Source organism: Enterococcus sp. 2G9_DIV0600 (assembly GCF_002140615.1).
GTDB classification, from domain to species: domain Bacteria; phylum Bacillota; class Bacilli; order Lactobacillales; family Enterococcaceae; genus Enterococcus_D; species Enterococcus_D innesii.
Map to the genome: position 1 here is coordinate 1 of NZ_NGLL01000001.1, position 15,559 is coordinate 15,559.

Genomic DNA, 15,559 nt, shown 5'->3' on the forward strand with positions numbered 1-15,559 from the left:
AACCGACCGTAAGGTCAAAGGTTAAGTGAATAAGGGCGCACGGTGGATGCCTTGGCACTAGGAGCCGATGAAGGACGGGACTAACACCGATATGCTTTGGGGAGCTGTAAGTAAGCTATGATCCAGAGATTTCCGAATGGGGGAACCCAGCATCTTTTATAGGATGTTACGTCTGCGTGAATACATAGCGCAGTCGAGGTAGACGCAGAGAACTGAAACATCTAAGTACCTGCAGGAAGAGAAAGAAAATTCGATTCCCTGAGTAGCGGCGAGCGAAACGGGAAAAGCCCAAACCAACAAGCTTGCTTGTTGGGGTTGTAGGACTCCGATATGGTAGTCTATTCAGATAGTCGAAATACTTGGAAAAGTATGTCAAAGAGGGTAAAAACCCCGTAGGCGAAATTTGGATAACACCTAGGAGGATCCTGAGTACGGCGGAACACGAGGAATTCCGTCGGAATCCGGGAGGACCATCTCCCAAGGCTAAATACTCCCTAGTGACCGATAGTGAACCAGTACCGTGAGGGAAAGGTGAAAAGCACCCCGGAAGGGGAGTGAAATAGATCCTGAAACCGTGTGCCTACAACAAGTTAGAGCCCGTTAATGGGTGATAGCGTGCCTTTTGTAGAATGAACCGGCGAGTTACGATAGCATGCGAGGTTAAGTTGAAGAGACGGAGCCGTAGCGAAAGCGAGTCTGAATAGGGCGAATGAGTATGTTGTCGTAGACCCGAAACCATGTGATCTACCCATGTCCAGGTTGAAGGTGCGGTAAAACGCACTGGAGGACCGAACCCACGTACGTTGAAAAGTGCGGGGATGAGGTGTGGGTAGCGGAGAAATTCCAAACGAACTTGGAGATAGCTGGTTCTCTCCGAAATAGCTTTAGGGCTAGCCTCGGAATTGAGAATGATGGAGGTAGAGCACTGTTTGGACTAGGGGCCCATCTCGGGTTACCGAATTCAGATAAACTCCGAATGCCATTCATTCATATCCGGGAGTCAGACTGTGAGTGATAAGATCCATAGTCGAAAGGGAAACAGCCCAGACCACCAGCTAAGGTCCCCAAATAACTATTAAGTGGAAAAGGATGTGGGGTTGCACAGACAACTAGGATGTTGGCTTAGAAGCAGCCACCATTTAAAGAGTGCGTAATAGCTCACTAGTCGAGTGACCCTGCGCCGAAAATGTACCGGGGCTAAATAGTTTACCGAAGCTGTGGAGTGCACCATTAGGTGCATTGGTAGGAGAGCGTTCTAAGGGCGTTGAAGGCAGATCGTGAGGACTGCTGGAGCGCTTAGAAGTGAGAATGCCGGTATGAGTAGCGAAAGACAGGTGAGAATCCTGTCCACCGAATGACTAAGGTTTCCTGGGGAAGGCTCGTCCGCCCAGGGTTAGTCGGGACCTAAGCCGAGGCCGACAGGCGTAGGCGATGGACAACAGGTTGATATTCCTGTACCCGTTGTTTTTGTTTGAGCAATGGAGGGACGCAGGAGGCTAAGAAGTGCAGACTGATGGATATGTCTGTTCAAGCAGTAAGTCTTGGTAGGAGTCAAATGCTTCTACCTATACGGACAAGCTGTGATGAGGAGGGAAATAATAGTACCGAAGCTTCTGATGTCACACTGCCAAGAAAAGCTTCTAGTGAGAAAACAACGGCCCGTACCGCAAACCGACACAGGTAGTCGAGGAGAGAATCCTAAGGTGAGCGAGAGAACTCTCGTTAAGGAACTCGGCAAAATGACCCCGTAACTTCGGGAGAAGGGGTGCTGCTCTAACGAGCAGCCGCAGTGAATAGGCCCAAGCGACTGTTTATCAAAAACACAGGTCTCTGCAAAATCGAAAGATGACGTATAGGGGCTGACGCCTGCCCGGTGCTGGAAGGTTAAGAGGAGTGCTTAGCGTAAGCGAAGGTACGAATTGAAGCCCCAGTAAACGGCGGCCGTAACTATAACGGTCCTAAGGTAGCGAAATTCCTTGTCGGGTAAGTTCCGACCCGCACGAAAGGCGTAACGATTTGGGCACTGTCTCAACGAGAGACTCGGTGAAATTTTAGTACCTGTGAAGATGCAGGTTACCCGCGACAGGACGGAAAGACCCCATGGAGCTTTACTGTAGTTTGATATTGAGTGTCTGTACCGCATGTACAGGATAGGTAGGAGCCGTAGAGATCGGGACGCCAGTTTCGATGGAGGCAATGGTGGGATACTACCCTTGCGTTATGGCCACTCTAACCCGCAGCCCTTATCGGGCTGGGAGACAGTGTCAGATGGGCAGTTTGACTGGGGCGGTCGCCTCCTAAAAGGTAACGGAGGCGCCCAAAGGTTCCCTCAGAATGGTTGGAAATCATTCGAAGAGTGTAAAGGCAGAAGGGAGCTTGACTGCGAGAGCTACAACTCGAGCAGGGACGAAAGTCGGGCTTAGTGATCCGGTGGTTCCGCATGGAAGGGCCATCGCTCAACGGATAAAAGCTACCCTGGGGATAACAGGCTTATCTCCCCCAAGAGTCCACATCGACGGGGAGGTTTGGCACCTCGATGTCGGCTCGTCGCATCCTGGGGCTGTAGTCGGTCCCAAGGGTTGGGCTGTTCGCCCATTAAAGCGGCACGCGAGCTGGGTTCAGAACGTCGTGAGACAGTTCGGTCCCTATCCGTCGCGGGCGTTGGAAATTTGAGAGGAGCTGTCCTTAGTACGAGAGGACCGGGATGGACTTACCGCTGGTGTACCAGTTGTCTCGCCAGAGGCATCGCTGGGTAGCTATGTAGGGAAGGGATAAACGCTGAAAGCATCTAAGTGTGAAGCCCACCTCAAGATGAGATTTCCCATTTCTTTAAGAAAGTAAGATCCCTGAGAGATGATCAGGTAGATAGGTCAGAAGTGGAAGGCCAGTGATGGTTGGAGCGGACTGATACTAATCGATCGAGGACTTAACCAAAAAAGAAAAAAGCACGTAAACTCGGAAGAGTTTTGATTTCTTCGATCCAGTTTTGAGTGAGCAACACTTACTCAATTGAATAGTGTGGTGGCGATAGCAAGAAGGATACACCTGTAACCATGCCGAACACAGAAGTTAAGCTTCTTAGCGCCGATTGTAGTGAAGGGTTTCCCTTTGTGAGAGTAGGACGTCGCCACGCGTTTTTTTTACCTTATGGGGGTTTAGCTCAGCTGGGAGAGCATCTGCCTTACAAGCAGAGGGTCAGCGGTTCGATCCCGTTAACCCCCATATGAGTCGTTAGCTCAGTTGGTAGAGCATCTGACTTTTAATCAGAGGGTCACAGGTTCGAGCCCTGTACGACTCATAGTAATAACCTATGCGGGTGTGGCGGAATTGGCAGACGCACTAGATTTAGGATCTAGCGCCTTCGGGCGTGGGGGTTCAAGTCCCTTCACCCGCACTTCATTGCCGGCTTAGCTCAGTTGGTAGAGCATCTGATTTGTAATCAGAGGGTCGAGGGTTCAAGTCCTTTAGCCGGCATCAGGAATATGCGGAAATAGCTCAGTGGTAGAGCACCACCTTGCCAAGGTGGGGGTCGCGGGTTCGAACCCCGTTTTCCGCTTTGCCTTAGCAATTTTCAGCCGGGGTGGCGGAACTGGCAGACGCACAGGACTTAAAATCCTGCGGTGAGTGATCACCGTACCGGTTCGATTCCGGTCCTCGGCATTTCATAATATGCGCCCATAGCTCAATTGGATAGAGTGTTTGACTACGGATCAAAAGGTTAGGGGTTCGACTCCTCTTGGGCGCGTAGTCTTTTTATTTGTTTCATTTTTATTATCGGGAAGTAGCTCAGCTTGGTAGAGCACTTGGTTTGGGACCAAGGGGTCGCAGGTTCGAATCCTGTCTTCCCGATTTTTTGATGCCTGAAGCATTCGCTTCAGGCTTTTTTTGTGTTTTCAGCCAGTGAGAAGACCTGAAAATATGATACAATAGTAAAAAACGAGGAGGAAATTGTTTGAAGGGACAAATCATCAAAGCGCTAAGCGGATTTTATTATGTGGCATCAGAAGATGAAATCTTTCAAACCCGCGCTCGAGGAAATTTTCGAAATCGAAAAATCACTCCTTTGGTTGGGGATGAAGTGATTTTTGAAAGTAGCAATCAAACAGACGGCTATCTTTTAGAGATCTTGCCGCGAAAAAATGAGCTGGTTCGACCGCCAGTCGCAAATGTGGATCAAGGAGTGGTCGTGACAAGTCTAGTTGAGCCGAACTTCTCCTATAACCTATTGGATCGCTTTTTAGTGACCTTAGAGTATGAGGGAATCGAACCGATCATCTTTTTGACAAAAGCGGATCTTGTGAAAGATCTTGCCGCAATGAAAGCAATTGAGGAGACCTATCAAGCAATTGGCTACCACGTGATCACGTCAAAAGCAGAAGGCGAAGATCTATTGGAACTTCAACGGTACTTCCCTGAGCGGATTACCGTGTTTATGGGGCAATCCGGTGCTGGAAAGTCTACGCTATTGAATCGAATCGTCCCGGAATTGGCATTGGAAACAGGAGTGATCTCAGAATCTCTCGGACGGGGGAAACATACGACCCGTCATGTGGAGCTCTTGCCGATTTGTGATGGATTGGTTGCCGATACGCCTGGTTTTAGTTCAATCGATTTTCTGGAAATCGAAGCAGTAGAGTTACCAAAGCTCTTCCCTGATTTTTTAGCAGTAGCTGCCAACTGCCGTTTTAGGGAATGTATGCACCTCAATGAACCTGATTGTGCAGTCAAGCAGGGAGTTGCAGCAAATGAGATTGCCGAGACTCGTTATAAGAATTACGTGCAATTTTTAGAAGAGATTGAAAACCGACGTCCGGTTTATAAAAAGAAGAAAAAGTGAGGGAAAAGCATGATGAAACTAGCACCATCTATTTTAAGTGCCGATTTTGCAAATCTTCAAAGAGACATTGAGTTAGTGGAACGCCATGGCGCAGATTATATTCACGTAGACGTGATGGACGGTCATTTCGTCCCTAATATTACCTTAGGCCCAAACATCGTTAAAGCGATTCGCCCAGTTACCAAACTGCCGTTGGATGTTCACCTAATGATCACCGAACCAGAAAAGTATATCCATGCCTTCGCAGAAGCTGGAGCAGATATCATTGGGATCCACGCGGAAGCAACACCTCATATCCATCGTGCGATCCAAATGATTGTGGCAGAAAATGTCAAAGCAGAAATCGTCATCAACCCAGGCACACCAGTTTCAGCCATTGAACATGTTTTATCCATGTGTGATCAAGTGTTAGTTATGACGGTCAATCCAGGGTTTGGTGGGCAGTCCTTTATTGAAGAATCACTGGAAAAAATTGCGGCGCTGGCTGCTTTAAAAGAAGAAAAAGGCTATCATTATGATATCGAGGTAGATGGCGGGATCGTTCCTGAGACAGCCAAACGCTGCCTGGAAGCAGGTGCAAATGTTTTCGTAGCAGGAAGCTATATTTACGATGCCGATGAACCTGCAGCACAAATCAGAGCCTTGAAAGAAGCTTTGCAATAAATGAAGATTTTGTTAGCAGCAGGTGGGCGCCCTGAAAATTGGCCACAGTTGATGGCGTATGATAAATACATTGGAATTGATCGCGGGGCCCTGTTTTTGCTTCAGCACCAACGGCCAGTCGATCTGGCAATCGGTGATTTCGACTCCCTGACCGTAGCAGAACTGCAAGCGGTCAAACAACAAGTTAAGACCGTGATCCAAGCCCCTGCTGAAAAAGATGATACAGACACCCAATTGGCATTGGTGGAGACGTTGCGCCGCTATCCAGAAGCGCAAATCGACTTGATTGGTGCAACAGGAGGACGTCTCGACCATCTTTTAGCCAATCTATGGCTGCCCTTAGAAGATCGGTTTCGTCCATTTGCCCCAAATCTGCGTTTTTTAGATCGTCAAAATGTCGTTCAGTTCTTTTTACCGGGCACCTATCAACTGGAAAAAGAACCCGAGATGCAGTATTTGGCGTATTGCTGTTTGACGCCGGTAACAGATTTGACGTTAACAGGTAGCAAGTATTTATTAGAAAACGTCCAAGTACCGTACCCAACTTCATATGCCAGCAATGAATTTCTGACACAGACAGCAGGTTTTTCCTTTAGCAGCGGGATGATAGCAGTCATTCAAAGTTGTGATTAAGAGACGGAACGTCTCTTTTTTTTGTTGAAAATTTCAGAAACTTAATTACAAAAAAAACATTAAGACGGACAACTTAGCTTTTGTTTGCAGGGCATTAATGGTAAAATTGGAACTACAGTTTGGAATTATTTGAGGTGTCTTTGTGAAAAAGTTTAATCCTAATAAAAATATTATCATCACATTGATTATTGTGATTTTAGTTGTCACCGTATTAAGCGTGACGATCGCCCGCCGAGCAGCGGGAAACTCCACCAATGCCGTGCAATCTACGGTCAATGACTCCGTTGGCTTTATCGATAAAGTGATTACCGCTCCTTTTCGTTGGATTGAAAATGGTGCCAATTCAGTCAAAAATTTATTTGTGACCTATGAAGAAAATGAACGTTTAAAAGAGAAGTTGGACAGTTTTGAGGAACTGGAACAAGCGAAGGACAATGCGCAAAGAGAAATCGATGCCTTGAAAGAAGAGCTAGAGCTGAACGCAACCTTGACGAATTATGAACGGATCTCCGCCAATGTCATCAATCGGTCACCGGATACTTGGCAAGATATGCTGATCGTGGACCGAGGCTCAAGAGATGGCGTTGAGGTCAACATGGCAGTCATGTCGCAAAAAGGCTTGATTGGTCGTGTCATTGAGGTCAATGCAGCTTCTTCTAAAATTGAACTTTTGACTTCTGAAAACCAGAATTCCAACCACTATCCGGTTCGAATCAGCGGCGAAGATGGGTCAAACTTTGGGATCCTAAGTAGTTACGATCAAAAAGAACGTTCCTTAGTCATTACCCAATTGACGGGGGACAATGAGCTGAAGGAAGGCGATGTCGTGCAGACCTCTGGATTAGGAGGAAACTCGCCCGCCGATTTGGCGATCGGAACAGTGATCCGTACCACCAAAGATGAGTTTGGTCTTGATACCCAAGTATTTGTAAAACCGTATGCCCAAATGTATGATATTCAAGCAGTAACGATTATCAAACGCTTGGCAGGTGAGGAATAGCCATGAAAAAGCATGACTACATCAAATACCTGGCAGCGGGCGTCTTCTTTTTGATGATGTTGGCAGATGGACAACTGACGCGTTTTTTGGAAAAATGGACCCAAGACAATTATATCGCCAGTGCCCATCTTTTGCTGATCGCCCTTTTGTGTGGCGCAAAGTATTTGCCGAAAAACTTTTTGATTACCACGGCGCTGGTGATCGGCTGTCTCTATGACGTGTATTATGTCGGTGTGATCGGCATCTACACGGTGGCGTTTCCTCTAATCGTGTGGATCATGTACATTTTGAAAAATACGCTTTATCAAAATGTATTTACCATGTTTTTCGGAATGATCATCTTTGTTACCAGCTTAGAAGTTGTGACGTTGGGCGTCCAGTTGCTATTTAAGATCGCATCAGTTAGCACGTCATTCTTTGTTTCCCGCTTTTTAGCACCAACGCTTTTATTGAACATCATTTTGTTTATCCTTTTAGTCGTTCCATTCATGAAGCTATTCAAAGACGAATAGCTTCATTTTTTTTGCCTTTGACGGTATAAAAATAACAGCGATTGAAATGTTTTTGTAATATTCCTTTTATCTCTCTGACATACGGCTGTGTTACAATCACACTATCGTGAAGGACTTTAGGTATTCTTAAGCATTTATACATAAAAAAACCATATTAGGGGAAGCAACAGCCGGAGGAATGAAGAGTGAAAAAGCGAATTTTATCTTTCTTGTTAGTAAGTTCAATTGTTCTTACTTCTGCAGCAGCACCGACACTTGTCTTTGCATCAGATTTTGACAATAAAATTGAAGAAAAAAATCAAGAAATCTCTGACTTGCAAAACCAGCAAGCAAGCATCCAGTCACAAGTAGCAGCACTTGAAAGCGACGTGGCTGCAATCAATGAAAAAGCCCAAGCTTTGTTGCAACAACAAGGGGATTTGCGTGCGGATTCTGAAAAGTTGAAGCAAGAAATTGCCGATTTGAAAGTCAGAATCGAAAAGCGTGAAGAAGCGATCCAAAAACAAGCCCGTGACGTTCAAGTCAACGGTCAAAGCACAAACTTTATTGATGCAGTATTAGAAGCTGACTCTTTAACCGATGCCATTGGTCGTGTGCAAGCAATGACAACGATCGTCAATGCTAACAAAGATCTTGTGGATCAACAAAAAGCAGACCAAGAAGCAGTTGAAGCGAAAAAAGCGGAAAACGACGATAAATTGGCAGAAATCGCAGCGAACCAATTTGAATTAGAAACACAATTAGGGGATCTACAAGCCAAACAAGCTGATTTAAATGTTTTGCAAGCGGAATTGGCTGTTCAACAAGCATCGAAAGAAGATGAAAAAGCTGATTTAGAAAAACAAAAAGAAGAATACGAAGCAGAACAAGCACGCATCGCTGCAGAAGAAGCGGCGGCGGCAGCAGCTCGTGAACAAGCAGCACAAGAAGCAGCGGCTCAAGAAGCGGCAGCAGCTGAAGCAGCTACTCAGGAAGCAGCATCAAGCGAGTCTTCAACGTCGAATTCAACGACATCAAACTCAACAACAAATTCTAGTACGACGACTGATACTACGCAAGGCAGTTCATCACAAGGTGGCGGTTCAACAAATACGACACCATCGACTCCTGCCAACAATAACAATAGCAATAACAACCAAGGATCGAACAATAGCGGCAATGGTGCAAGCAATACTCCTGCACCCGCACAAACGGTCAACGGTTCAGCAATCGTAGCAGAAGCAATGAAATACATTGGTACCCCTTATGTTTGGGGTGGTACGACACCAGATGGCTTTGACTGTTCTGGCTTTACACAATATGTATTTGCTAAAGTTGGCATCTCATTACCACGGGTAACTTACGCACAAGAATTTTCCGGTACGGTGATTTCGATCAACGAAGCAAAAGCTGGCGACCTGTTATTCTGGGGTAGCCGTGGAAGCACGCATCACGTGGCGATCGCTATGGGTAACGGACAATACATTCATGCACCAACACCTGGTCAAAGTGTTTCTGTCAGCAGTTACTCTTATTACTCACCAGATTTCGCGGTACGCGTAAACTAAATCAATTGAAGCTATTTCAAAAGCTGGCGTTTTACGTCAGCTTTTTTTGATTTCTGTTTAAAAAAACGTATGCTTTTTTTGTTTTCAGTCTTGCCAGAACATCTTATAATAGAAAAGAGAAAGGAAGCGGATAAAATGAACAAGACCTCGTCTTCCAGAGAAAAAATGATAACGGTTAAGTTTTATACGAATTATCTTTCTCGCATGATGATGCCGAATTTAAGTATTTTTATTGCGTGGATGCTGATTTCATTCCTGCTGCCTTTTTTTTCAGTCGATCAACAAGTGATCCAGCAAATGGAACAAGGGGTCTTGACTGTGTTGCTGCCCCTCATGATTGCTTATACAGGTGGGCAAATGTTGGCACCTGAGCGAGGTGGGGTCGTAGGAGCAGTGGCGGTCTTAGGGGCTATTCTCGCAACGGATATTCCCCAAGTCTTTGGGGCGATGCTACTGGGACCACTGGCAGGCTGGCTGTTGTATCGCAGTGATTCGTTCGTTAGTAAGGTCAAAAGTGGCTATGAGATGCTGGTGCGCAATTTTATTGCAGGTGCGCTTGGCGGACTCCTTTTTTTAGGTAGTTATTTCCTATTGGCGCCGCTTTTTAATTGGTTCAGTCTCGGCAGCTATCAGCTCGTGGATTATTTCGTTCGGCAAAATGTCTTGCCCTTTATTCATATCATTGTAGAACCATTGAAAGTTTTGTTTTTTAATAATATTGTCAATCATGGACTATTTACGCCGCTAGGAATCGAAGCTGCGGCAGTCAACGGTCAGTCGGTTTTATTTTTGATCGAGGCCAACCCCGGTCCGGGATTAGGGGTCTTAGCGGCGTATCTTTTCTTTGGTTCAAAGCGAAACCGAACGAATGCCGCAGCATCCATTTTTGTGCAGGCCATTGGCGGGATTCATGAAGTGTATTTCCCGTTTGTTCTGCTCGATCCTTGGGTGTTGCTTGGTCCGATCGTTGGTGGTTTCAGCGGTACACTGATCTTCCAATTTTTAGGAGTAGGCTTGAGAGCACCGGCGTCCCCGGGCTCGATTTTGGCGATATTACTCAATACACCGGCTTCTATGATCCTGGGTGTCTTAGCTGGGATTGTCGTCAGTACGGTCGTATCGTTTGCAATTGCTAGTGTGCTATTAAAACGGAAGACCAATACAGAAAATGAGGAGCGTAAGATGCCGAAAATGAAGAAAGTGACGGAGATCGTCGTGGCCTGTGACGCAGGGATGGGGTCCAGTGCAATCGGCGCCAGCATACTAAAGAAAGAGTTAGAAGAAGCCCAGCTAACGTTTCCTGTCCGCTATCAGTCGATTTATCGTGTGACGGATGATCCCGCGCTTTTGGTGATCACCCAACGGGAATTAGCAGCTATTGCCCAAAAGCAGACACCTCACGCACAGCATTATGTGTTAGATAATTTTTTGGCGGCAGATGAGTATACCCCGCTGATCCAAGAATTACAAAGAAGAGAACAGGATCCGCAACAATCGCTACAAATCGAAGCAGCAAGTTCGCTAGGGTTTTCAACGATCATCTTTTTGTATACTGGAAAAAAACGCGGTTCACAAACGATGGCAGTGGAGATACTAAGAAAAATGGCCCGCCAACAAGCGCTTCCTTTGACCGTCAAAAAAATGGCATATGAAGGACAAGCTCTTGATCCTACGGCAGTCTATATTCTCCCGAAAGAACTTGCAGAAAAGTGCCCGATCCCAGATGTTCCTTTACTGGTGGTGGATGATTTATTGACGACAGATGCGTATCGTCAGTTACTGACAGAAGGAGTCGACTATGTTTTTGACCAATCGTGAAACACTTTTATTAACGGAATTGATGAATAGTACCGGTCCGGTTTCTTTAGATCGCATGATGCAAGTCTTAAAAGTCAGTAAACGAACGGTGTACCGTGAACTGGCTAATCTAGAAAAATCCCTGGAAACAGTAGGAGCTACCTTAGAGAAGGTCGGTCGTGGTCATTTCCAAATTTTTGCATCAGAAACGAGCATTCGCCAATTGCAAGAAGCCATTATGGCAGATACCGATCAAGAATTCGCGGCTAGTGAGCGACAACACCGTATTTTGTTGCAACTGACTACCGCCACGAAGCCTGTATCTAGTCATTTTTTCTTGGAGCGTTACCAAATCAGCAATACGACGTTTTTTTCAGATATCAAACAACTAGAAGAAAGTCTCGCACGGCTGCCGTTAAGGATCGTGCGCAATCAAGGGTATGAGATCGAAGGCTCCGAAAAGTACCGGCGGTTGATCACAGCCAATACACTAGTGATGGAGATCAATGAGTACCAATTTTTCCATTTACTGGAAACCGATGATGAAGCCCCGTTTATTTTTCAATTTCTGTCCCGTGACCATCTATTACTAGCCCAGCGGCTGATTCGAGAAACCATCGAGCCGCAGTTTAAAGAACTTAGTGACCGCAAATTGGCCTTTATCGTCTTGATGCTGGCGCTAGCCATGGATCGGGTAGCTTTGGGCTACACGGTGGAAGAAGAGACGTACCCGAGTCAGATCAACAAAGACTTGCTGAAGGTGGCGAAAAAGATTTTTGCTCAGATCGCCGAAAAGACGAAACTGCTTTATTCCATCAACGAAATCGTCTTTTTTGCCGTGTTACTAGGTGATTTTGCTAATTCCTTTGATCGTGATTTTTTTGATGACCATTTTGATACCGACTTGGCTTATCGTGTAAAACGCTTGATCGAATTGGTCAGTGAGCAAACGGAAGTGGCGTTTTATGAAGATACGAACTTGTATAAAATGCTGCTGACCCATATCTCAGGAGTGATGACGCGGGCGATTTTAGAAGAAGATCATTTGAACAACCCTATCCTAGAAAAAATCATGAACCAGTATGTCGAGATCGCCAGCGGGATTCGCAATCATCTGCCGCAAGTCTTTCCGCAGCAGCAGTTCTCGGAAGAAGAAATCGCCTATATGGTCCTGCATTTTGCCAATTCGTTGGAAAAAAATCCGAAAGTGTTAGAAGTCAATATTGCAGGGATCTCTCCTAGCGGATTAGCCTCCATCAGTTTATTAGAGATGCAGCTGCGGAAACATTTTCCCTTTATCAATCAAATCACCTTCTTTCGAGTGGGGGATGTCAAACGGGAAAATATCGAGGAGACCTATGACTTAGTGATCTCGACTTCATTGTTGCCAGGGTATCAAGGAGAATACAAACTCGTTTCACCGATCCTGCTAGAAGAAGACATTCAAGAGTTGAAGAAGGCCTTCCAAGCCATTAGTCAGAAAAAACGTTCCGCCAAAAAAGCGCCCTCTGCTTTGGTCAAAGAGGAATCCTATGAAGCGGTCTTGGCTTTTATCGAAGCTATTAACCAGCTATTGGCGCTGTTTCAAGTGCAGGCGATTGATAACCCAGCGGACTTGGAAGAAACGTTGCAGCTGGTGCTGACGTCTTTTGATGAACATGTTGTTTTGGATCGTGAGAAAGTTGTTGATCGTCTCTTAAGGCGCTACTTCCAAGCGCCAGTGGGCATTCCTGACACTCACTTTGCCTTGTTTCACGCGGCGAGTTCGGCGATCCTGCAACCTGTTTTTCGTATTTTCGATTTGAAACAGCCACTGCCACTTCTAGCGATGGATAAAAAAGAAATCGCTGTTACCCGTTTATTAGTCATGCTGGCGCCGTATCCTATCAATGAAACAAGCTCTCAGATGTTAGGGAAGATCAGTGGTTCGATCATTATGAATGATCTAAATACGGAGATTTTTAATTCCGGCAATGATTCGATTATTTATCAGTTACTCTCTTCGCTCTTGATTGAAGAAGTAAAACAATAGGAGGGATCAGCGATGTATATTCCACAGGAGCGGATTTTGTTGGATCAACACTTTACCGATGCCACAGAGGCCCTGACAAAAATTGGCGAGTACTTAGTCAACCAGGAGATCGTCTCTTTACCTTATGTCAAAAGCCTTTTGCGGCGCCATCAAAAAACAGGGGTTTACATCGGCAACTTTGTGGCATTGCCCCATGGGGAAGAAGAAGCCCAGCAATGGATCAAGGAAGAAGGACTCTTTTTGATCCAAGTACCTGATGGCGTCGACTTCGGCACGAAGGAGCAGCCCAAAATCGCTACGATCCTTTTCGTAGTCGTCCTAAAAGAGCAGCAATTAGCTGTTTTGCAAGAAATCGCCTTTTTTTGTTCTGATATGCAAAATGTTCGGGCGCTGAGTGATGCCGAATCGGTTGAAGAGATCCAACAGATTTTGCTGGCAGAAGAATAAGCAATCAGCAGCAGACTGGCTTGTAACAAGAGCAGCGAACGAAATGAGTGAATGAGCTGCCTCCGTGTGCTCGCTCTTTCTACCTTGAGTAGAAGGAGCGGGTACACGTTTTTTTTTTTTCGTTTTGGCAAAAAACAAATAGAAATGCTTCACGTGAAACATAACAAAAAGCCAGTGAGTGTAGGGCTACTCGCCTTTTTTTGTGATGTCCGTTTGGCTAAAAGTTTTGGCACAGTTTTTTGTGCCAAAGTACGACTTTCGACCGTTTTGGGAAGCGCCTACAATAAGGGTGTAAGCAGACGAGAGGAGAGAAAAAAATGGAACAGACACAAAAAGCAGCCAAATCATCAGTAAAAGCAAAAGTTCAAAAATTAGGCAGTACGTTGTCGAGTATGGTGATGCCAAATATCGGCGCATTGATTGCATGGGGTGTATTAACGGCATTATTTATTCCAGATGGGTATTTACCAAATGAAGCCTTTGCAACGATGGTCGGTCCAATGCTAACGTATTTGATCCCAATCTTGATTGGGTATACTGGCGGGAAAGTGATTGCTGGTGACCGCGGAGCCGTGGTTGGGGCGATCGCAACGATGGGGGTCATCGTCGGAACGGATATCCCAATGCTATTGGGTGCAATGATCATGGGTCCTTTAGGCGGTTGGGTCATCAAGAAATTTGACGAGATCTTCCAAGACAAAGTTCGCGCTGGCTTTGAAATGTTGGTCAACAACTTTTCATCAGGTTTGATCGGTTTTGCTTTAGCATTACTGGGCTTTGTAGCAATCGGGCCAGTTGTTAACACCTTGACAGAAGCAATGGCAGCAGGGGTAGAAGTGATCGTCAATGCCCACTTGATTCCATTAGCCAATATTTTTATTGAACCAGCAAAAATCCTATTCTTAAACAACGCCATCAACCATGGAATTTTGACACCACTAGGTACTGAGCAAGTCAGCGAATTTGGGAAATCGATTCTTTACTTATTAGAAGCTAATCCTGGACCTGGTTTAGGAGTCTTGCTAGCCTTCACTTTCTTCGGAAAAGGAGCAGCGAAATCTTCGGCACCTGGAGCGATCATCATTCACTTTATCGGTGGGATCCATGAGATCTATTTCCCATACGTCATGATGAAACCATTGATGTTCTTAGCAGTGATTGCCGGCGGTGTATCAGGAAGCTTTACCTTCCAATTGCTAGGTGCAGGCTTACGGGCACCTGCTTCACCAGGTTCGATCATTGCGATCTTAGCAATGACGCCATTCAACTCGGTAATGAGTGTCGTTTCTGTCTTAGCCGGAATTGCCGTAGGAGCAGGCGTATCCTTTATCGTCGCTGCCGCAATTTTGAAAGCGGATGCGAAGGAGACAGTGGATAATTTTGAAGAAAAAGTACAACAAACGCAAGCAGCAAAACTCAGCGCTAAAGGCTTGGCGGCTCAACCAATGACTGGCATCAATCGTATCATCTTCGCATGTGATGCAGGCATGGGCTCCAGTGCTATGGGGGCATCGATCTTACGTAAAAAAGTCAAAGAAGCGGGTCTTCCACAAAATGTCTCGAATTCCGCCATCAACAATTTGACGGACGATGCCAATACGCTGATCGTCACTCAAGAAGAATTGCAAGAACGTGCCAAACAAAAAGCGCCAAATGCGACCTTCGTCGCGGTTGAGAATTTCCTGAACTCTCCACGGTACGATGAAATCGTAGCCACATTGTCAGGGACTAAGACAGCAGGGGAGTCAGCAAAAACGTCTGAAGCAGGCAACCAGGCAGATGTTCCTTCCGCCAATGACCTTAAGCAAGTCAATGAAATCATTTTGGCCCACGATGATCGCAAAGGTTCGGCAACGATGGCTCAGAAAGTCTTCCAAGATCTTTTAGCCAAAGAAGCTCTGACGATGCCGATCAGAAAAAGCCATATCAATGATCTCCATGCCAACGCCTCTTCATTGGTGATCACGAAAGAAGCCTTAACGCCACAAGCGCAAACCTCAGCGCCAGAAGCGATCCATCTATCCGTCAATAATTTGATGGGAACGACGAACTATCAACGGATCGTGGCATCGATCAAAGCAGCGAATTAAG

Annotated in this window: 10 protein-coding genes, 8 tRNA genes and 2 rRNA genes; all 20 read left to right on the forward strand. The window is 45.9% G+C overall.

The features are described 5' to 3' along the window. Positions 1-19: 19 nt before the first annotated feature. The 20 genes from A5870_RS00005 (at position 20) to A5870_RS00100 (ending at position 15,558) form a co-directional block, all read left to right on the forward strand. Positions 20-2,934 (forward strand): 23S ribosomal RNA (locus tag A5870_RS00005). An 83-nt stretch (positions 2,935-3,017) separates the two neighbouring features. Further along, positions 3,018-3,133, forward strand: a 5S ribosomal RNA gene (gene rrf / locus A5870_RS00010). Between the two features lie 16 nt (positions 3,134-3,149). Continuing rightward, positions 3,150-3,222 (forward strand) — tRNA-Val (locus A5870_RS00015). A gap of 3 nt (positions 3,223-3,225) precedes the next feature. Then, a tRNA-Lys gene (locus A5870_RS00020) sits at positions 3,226-3,298 on the forward strand. 14 nt (positions 3,299-3,312) lie between these two features. Next, a tRNA-Leu gene (locus tag A5870_RS00025) sits at positions 3,313-3,394 on the forward strand. 7 nt (positions 3,395-3,401) lie between these two features. Continuing rightward, positions 3,402-3,474 (forward strand) — tRNA-Thr (locus A5870_RS00030). Between the two features lie 10 nt (positions 3,475-3,484). Next, positions 3,485-3,556, forward strand: a tRNA-Gly gene (locus A5870_RS00035). A gap of 18 nt (positions 3,557-3,574) precedes the next feature. Next, positions 3,575-3,660, forward strand: a tRNA-Leu gene (locus tag A5870_RS00040). Positions 3,661-3,671: 11 nt separating this feature from the next. Then, positions 3,672-3,745: transfer RNA gene (locus tag A5870_RS00045), tRNA-Arg, on the forward strand. 30 nt (positions 3,746-3,775) lie between these two features. Then, positions 3,776-3,849 (forward strand) — tRNA-Pro (locus A5870_RS00050). A gap of 103 nt (positions 3,850-3,952) precedes the next feature. Continuing rightward, on the forward strand, positions 3,953-4,837 hold the full coding sequence (gene rsgA, locus A5870_RS00055) for a ribosome small subunit-dependent GTPase A (protein ID WP_086291441.1): 885 nt from the start codon (positions 3,953-3,955) through the stop codon (positions 4,835-4,837). A gap of 9 nt (positions 4,838-4,846) precedes the next feature. Further along, positions 4,847-5,500: a ribulose-phosphate 3-epimerase gene (gene rpe / locus A5870_RS00060; protein WP_005232947.1), complete on the forward strand. Its 654-nt coding sequence runs from the start codon at positions 4,847-4,849 to the stop codon at positions 5,498-5,500. Then, positions 5,501-6,133 carry a thiamine diphosphokinase gene (locus A5870_RS00065; RefSeq protein ID WP_086291442.1) on the forward strand — a complete coding sequence of 211 codons (633 nt, stop codon included), beginning with the start codon at positions 5,501-5,503 and terminating at the stop codon, positions 6,131-6,133. A gap of 142 nt (positions 6,134-6,275) precedes the next feature. Continuing rightward, the gene (mreC, locus tag A5870_RS00070) at positions 6,276-7,133 is read left to right on the forward strand and encodes a rod shape-determining protein MreC (protein ID WP_077454117.1); all 858 of its coding nucleotides are present in this window, start codon (positions 6,276-6,278) and stop codon (positions 7,131-7,133) included. 2 nt (positions 7,134-7,135) lie between these two features. Further along, positions 7,136-7,645: a rod shape-determining protein MreD gene (gene mreD / locus A5870_RS00075; RefSeq protein ID WP_005230239.1), complete on the forward strand. Its 510-nt coding sequence runs from the start codon at positions 7,136-7,138 to the stop codon at positions 7,643-7,645. A gap of 185 nt (positions 7,646-7,830) precedes the next feature. Further along, on the forward strand, positions 7,831-9,192 hold the full coding sequence (locus A5870_RS00080; RefSeq protein ID WP_086291443.1) for a C40 family peptidase: 1,362 nt from the start codon (positions 7,831-7,833) through the stop codon (positions 9,190-9,192). A gap of 69 nt (positions 9,193-9,261) precedes the next feature. Continuing rightward, positions 9,262-11,010: a PTS sugar transporter gene (locus A5870_RS00085; protein ID WP_086291444.1), complete on the forward strand. Its 1,749-nt coding sequence runs from the start codon at positions 9,262-9,264 to the stop codon at positions 11,008-11,010. Continuing rightward, a complete protein-coding gene (locus A5870_RS00090; RefSeq protein ID WP_086291445.1) occupies positions 10,991-13,021 on the forward strand; it encodes a BglG family transcription antiterminator in 2,031 nt (676 codons plus the stop codon). The genes A5870_RS00085 and A5870_RS00090 overlap by 20 nt, the downstream gene beginning before the upstream one ends. A gap of 12 nt (positions 13,022-13,033) precedes the next feature. Continuing rightward, positions 13,034-13,468 (forward strand): PTS sugar transporter subunit IIA, encoded by a 435-nt coding sequence (locus A5870_RS00095; RefSeq protein ID WP_016612038.1) that lies wholly within the window; start codon positions 13,034-13,036, stop codon positions 13,466-13,468. Between the two features lie 317 nt (positions 13,469-13,785). After that, positions 13,786-15,558, forward strand: coding sequence for a PTS mannitol transporter subunit IICBA (locus tag A5870_RS00100; protein ID WP_086291446.1), 1,773 nt, complete (start codon positions 13,786-13,788; stop codon positions 15,556-15,558). The last annotated feature ends 1 nt before the right edge of the window (position 15,559 follow it).

Bases quoted from the DNA above. Each gene is read 5' to 3' on its own strand.
- rpe (WP_005232947.1), top strand. From the start codon at position 4,847: ATGATGAAACTAGCACCATCTATTTTAAGTGCCGATTTTGCAAATCTT.
- A5870_RS00065 (WP_086291442.1), top strand. From the start codon at position 5,501: ATGAAGATTTTGTTAGCAGCAGGTGGGCGCCCTGAAAATTGGCCACAG.
- mreD (WP_005230239.1), top strand. From the start codon at position 7,136: ATGAAAAAGCATGACTACATCAAATACCTGGCAGCGGGCGTCTTCTTT.
- A5870_RS00085 (WP_086291444.1), top strand. From the start codon at position 9,262: ATGCTTTTTTTGTTTTCAGTCTTGCCAGAACATCTTATAATAGAAAAG.
- A5870_RS00090 (WP_086291445.1), top strand. From the start codon at position 10,991: ATGTTTTTGACCAATCGTGAAACACTTTTATTAACGGAATTGATGAAT.
- A5870_RS00095 (WP_016612038.1), top strand. From the start codon at position 13,034: ATGTATATTCCACAGGAGCGGATTTTGTTGGATCAACACTTTACCGAT.
- A5870_RS00100 (WP_086291446.1), top strand. From the start codon at position 13,786: ATGGAACAGACACAAAAAGCAGCCAAATCATCAGTAAAAGCAAAAGTT.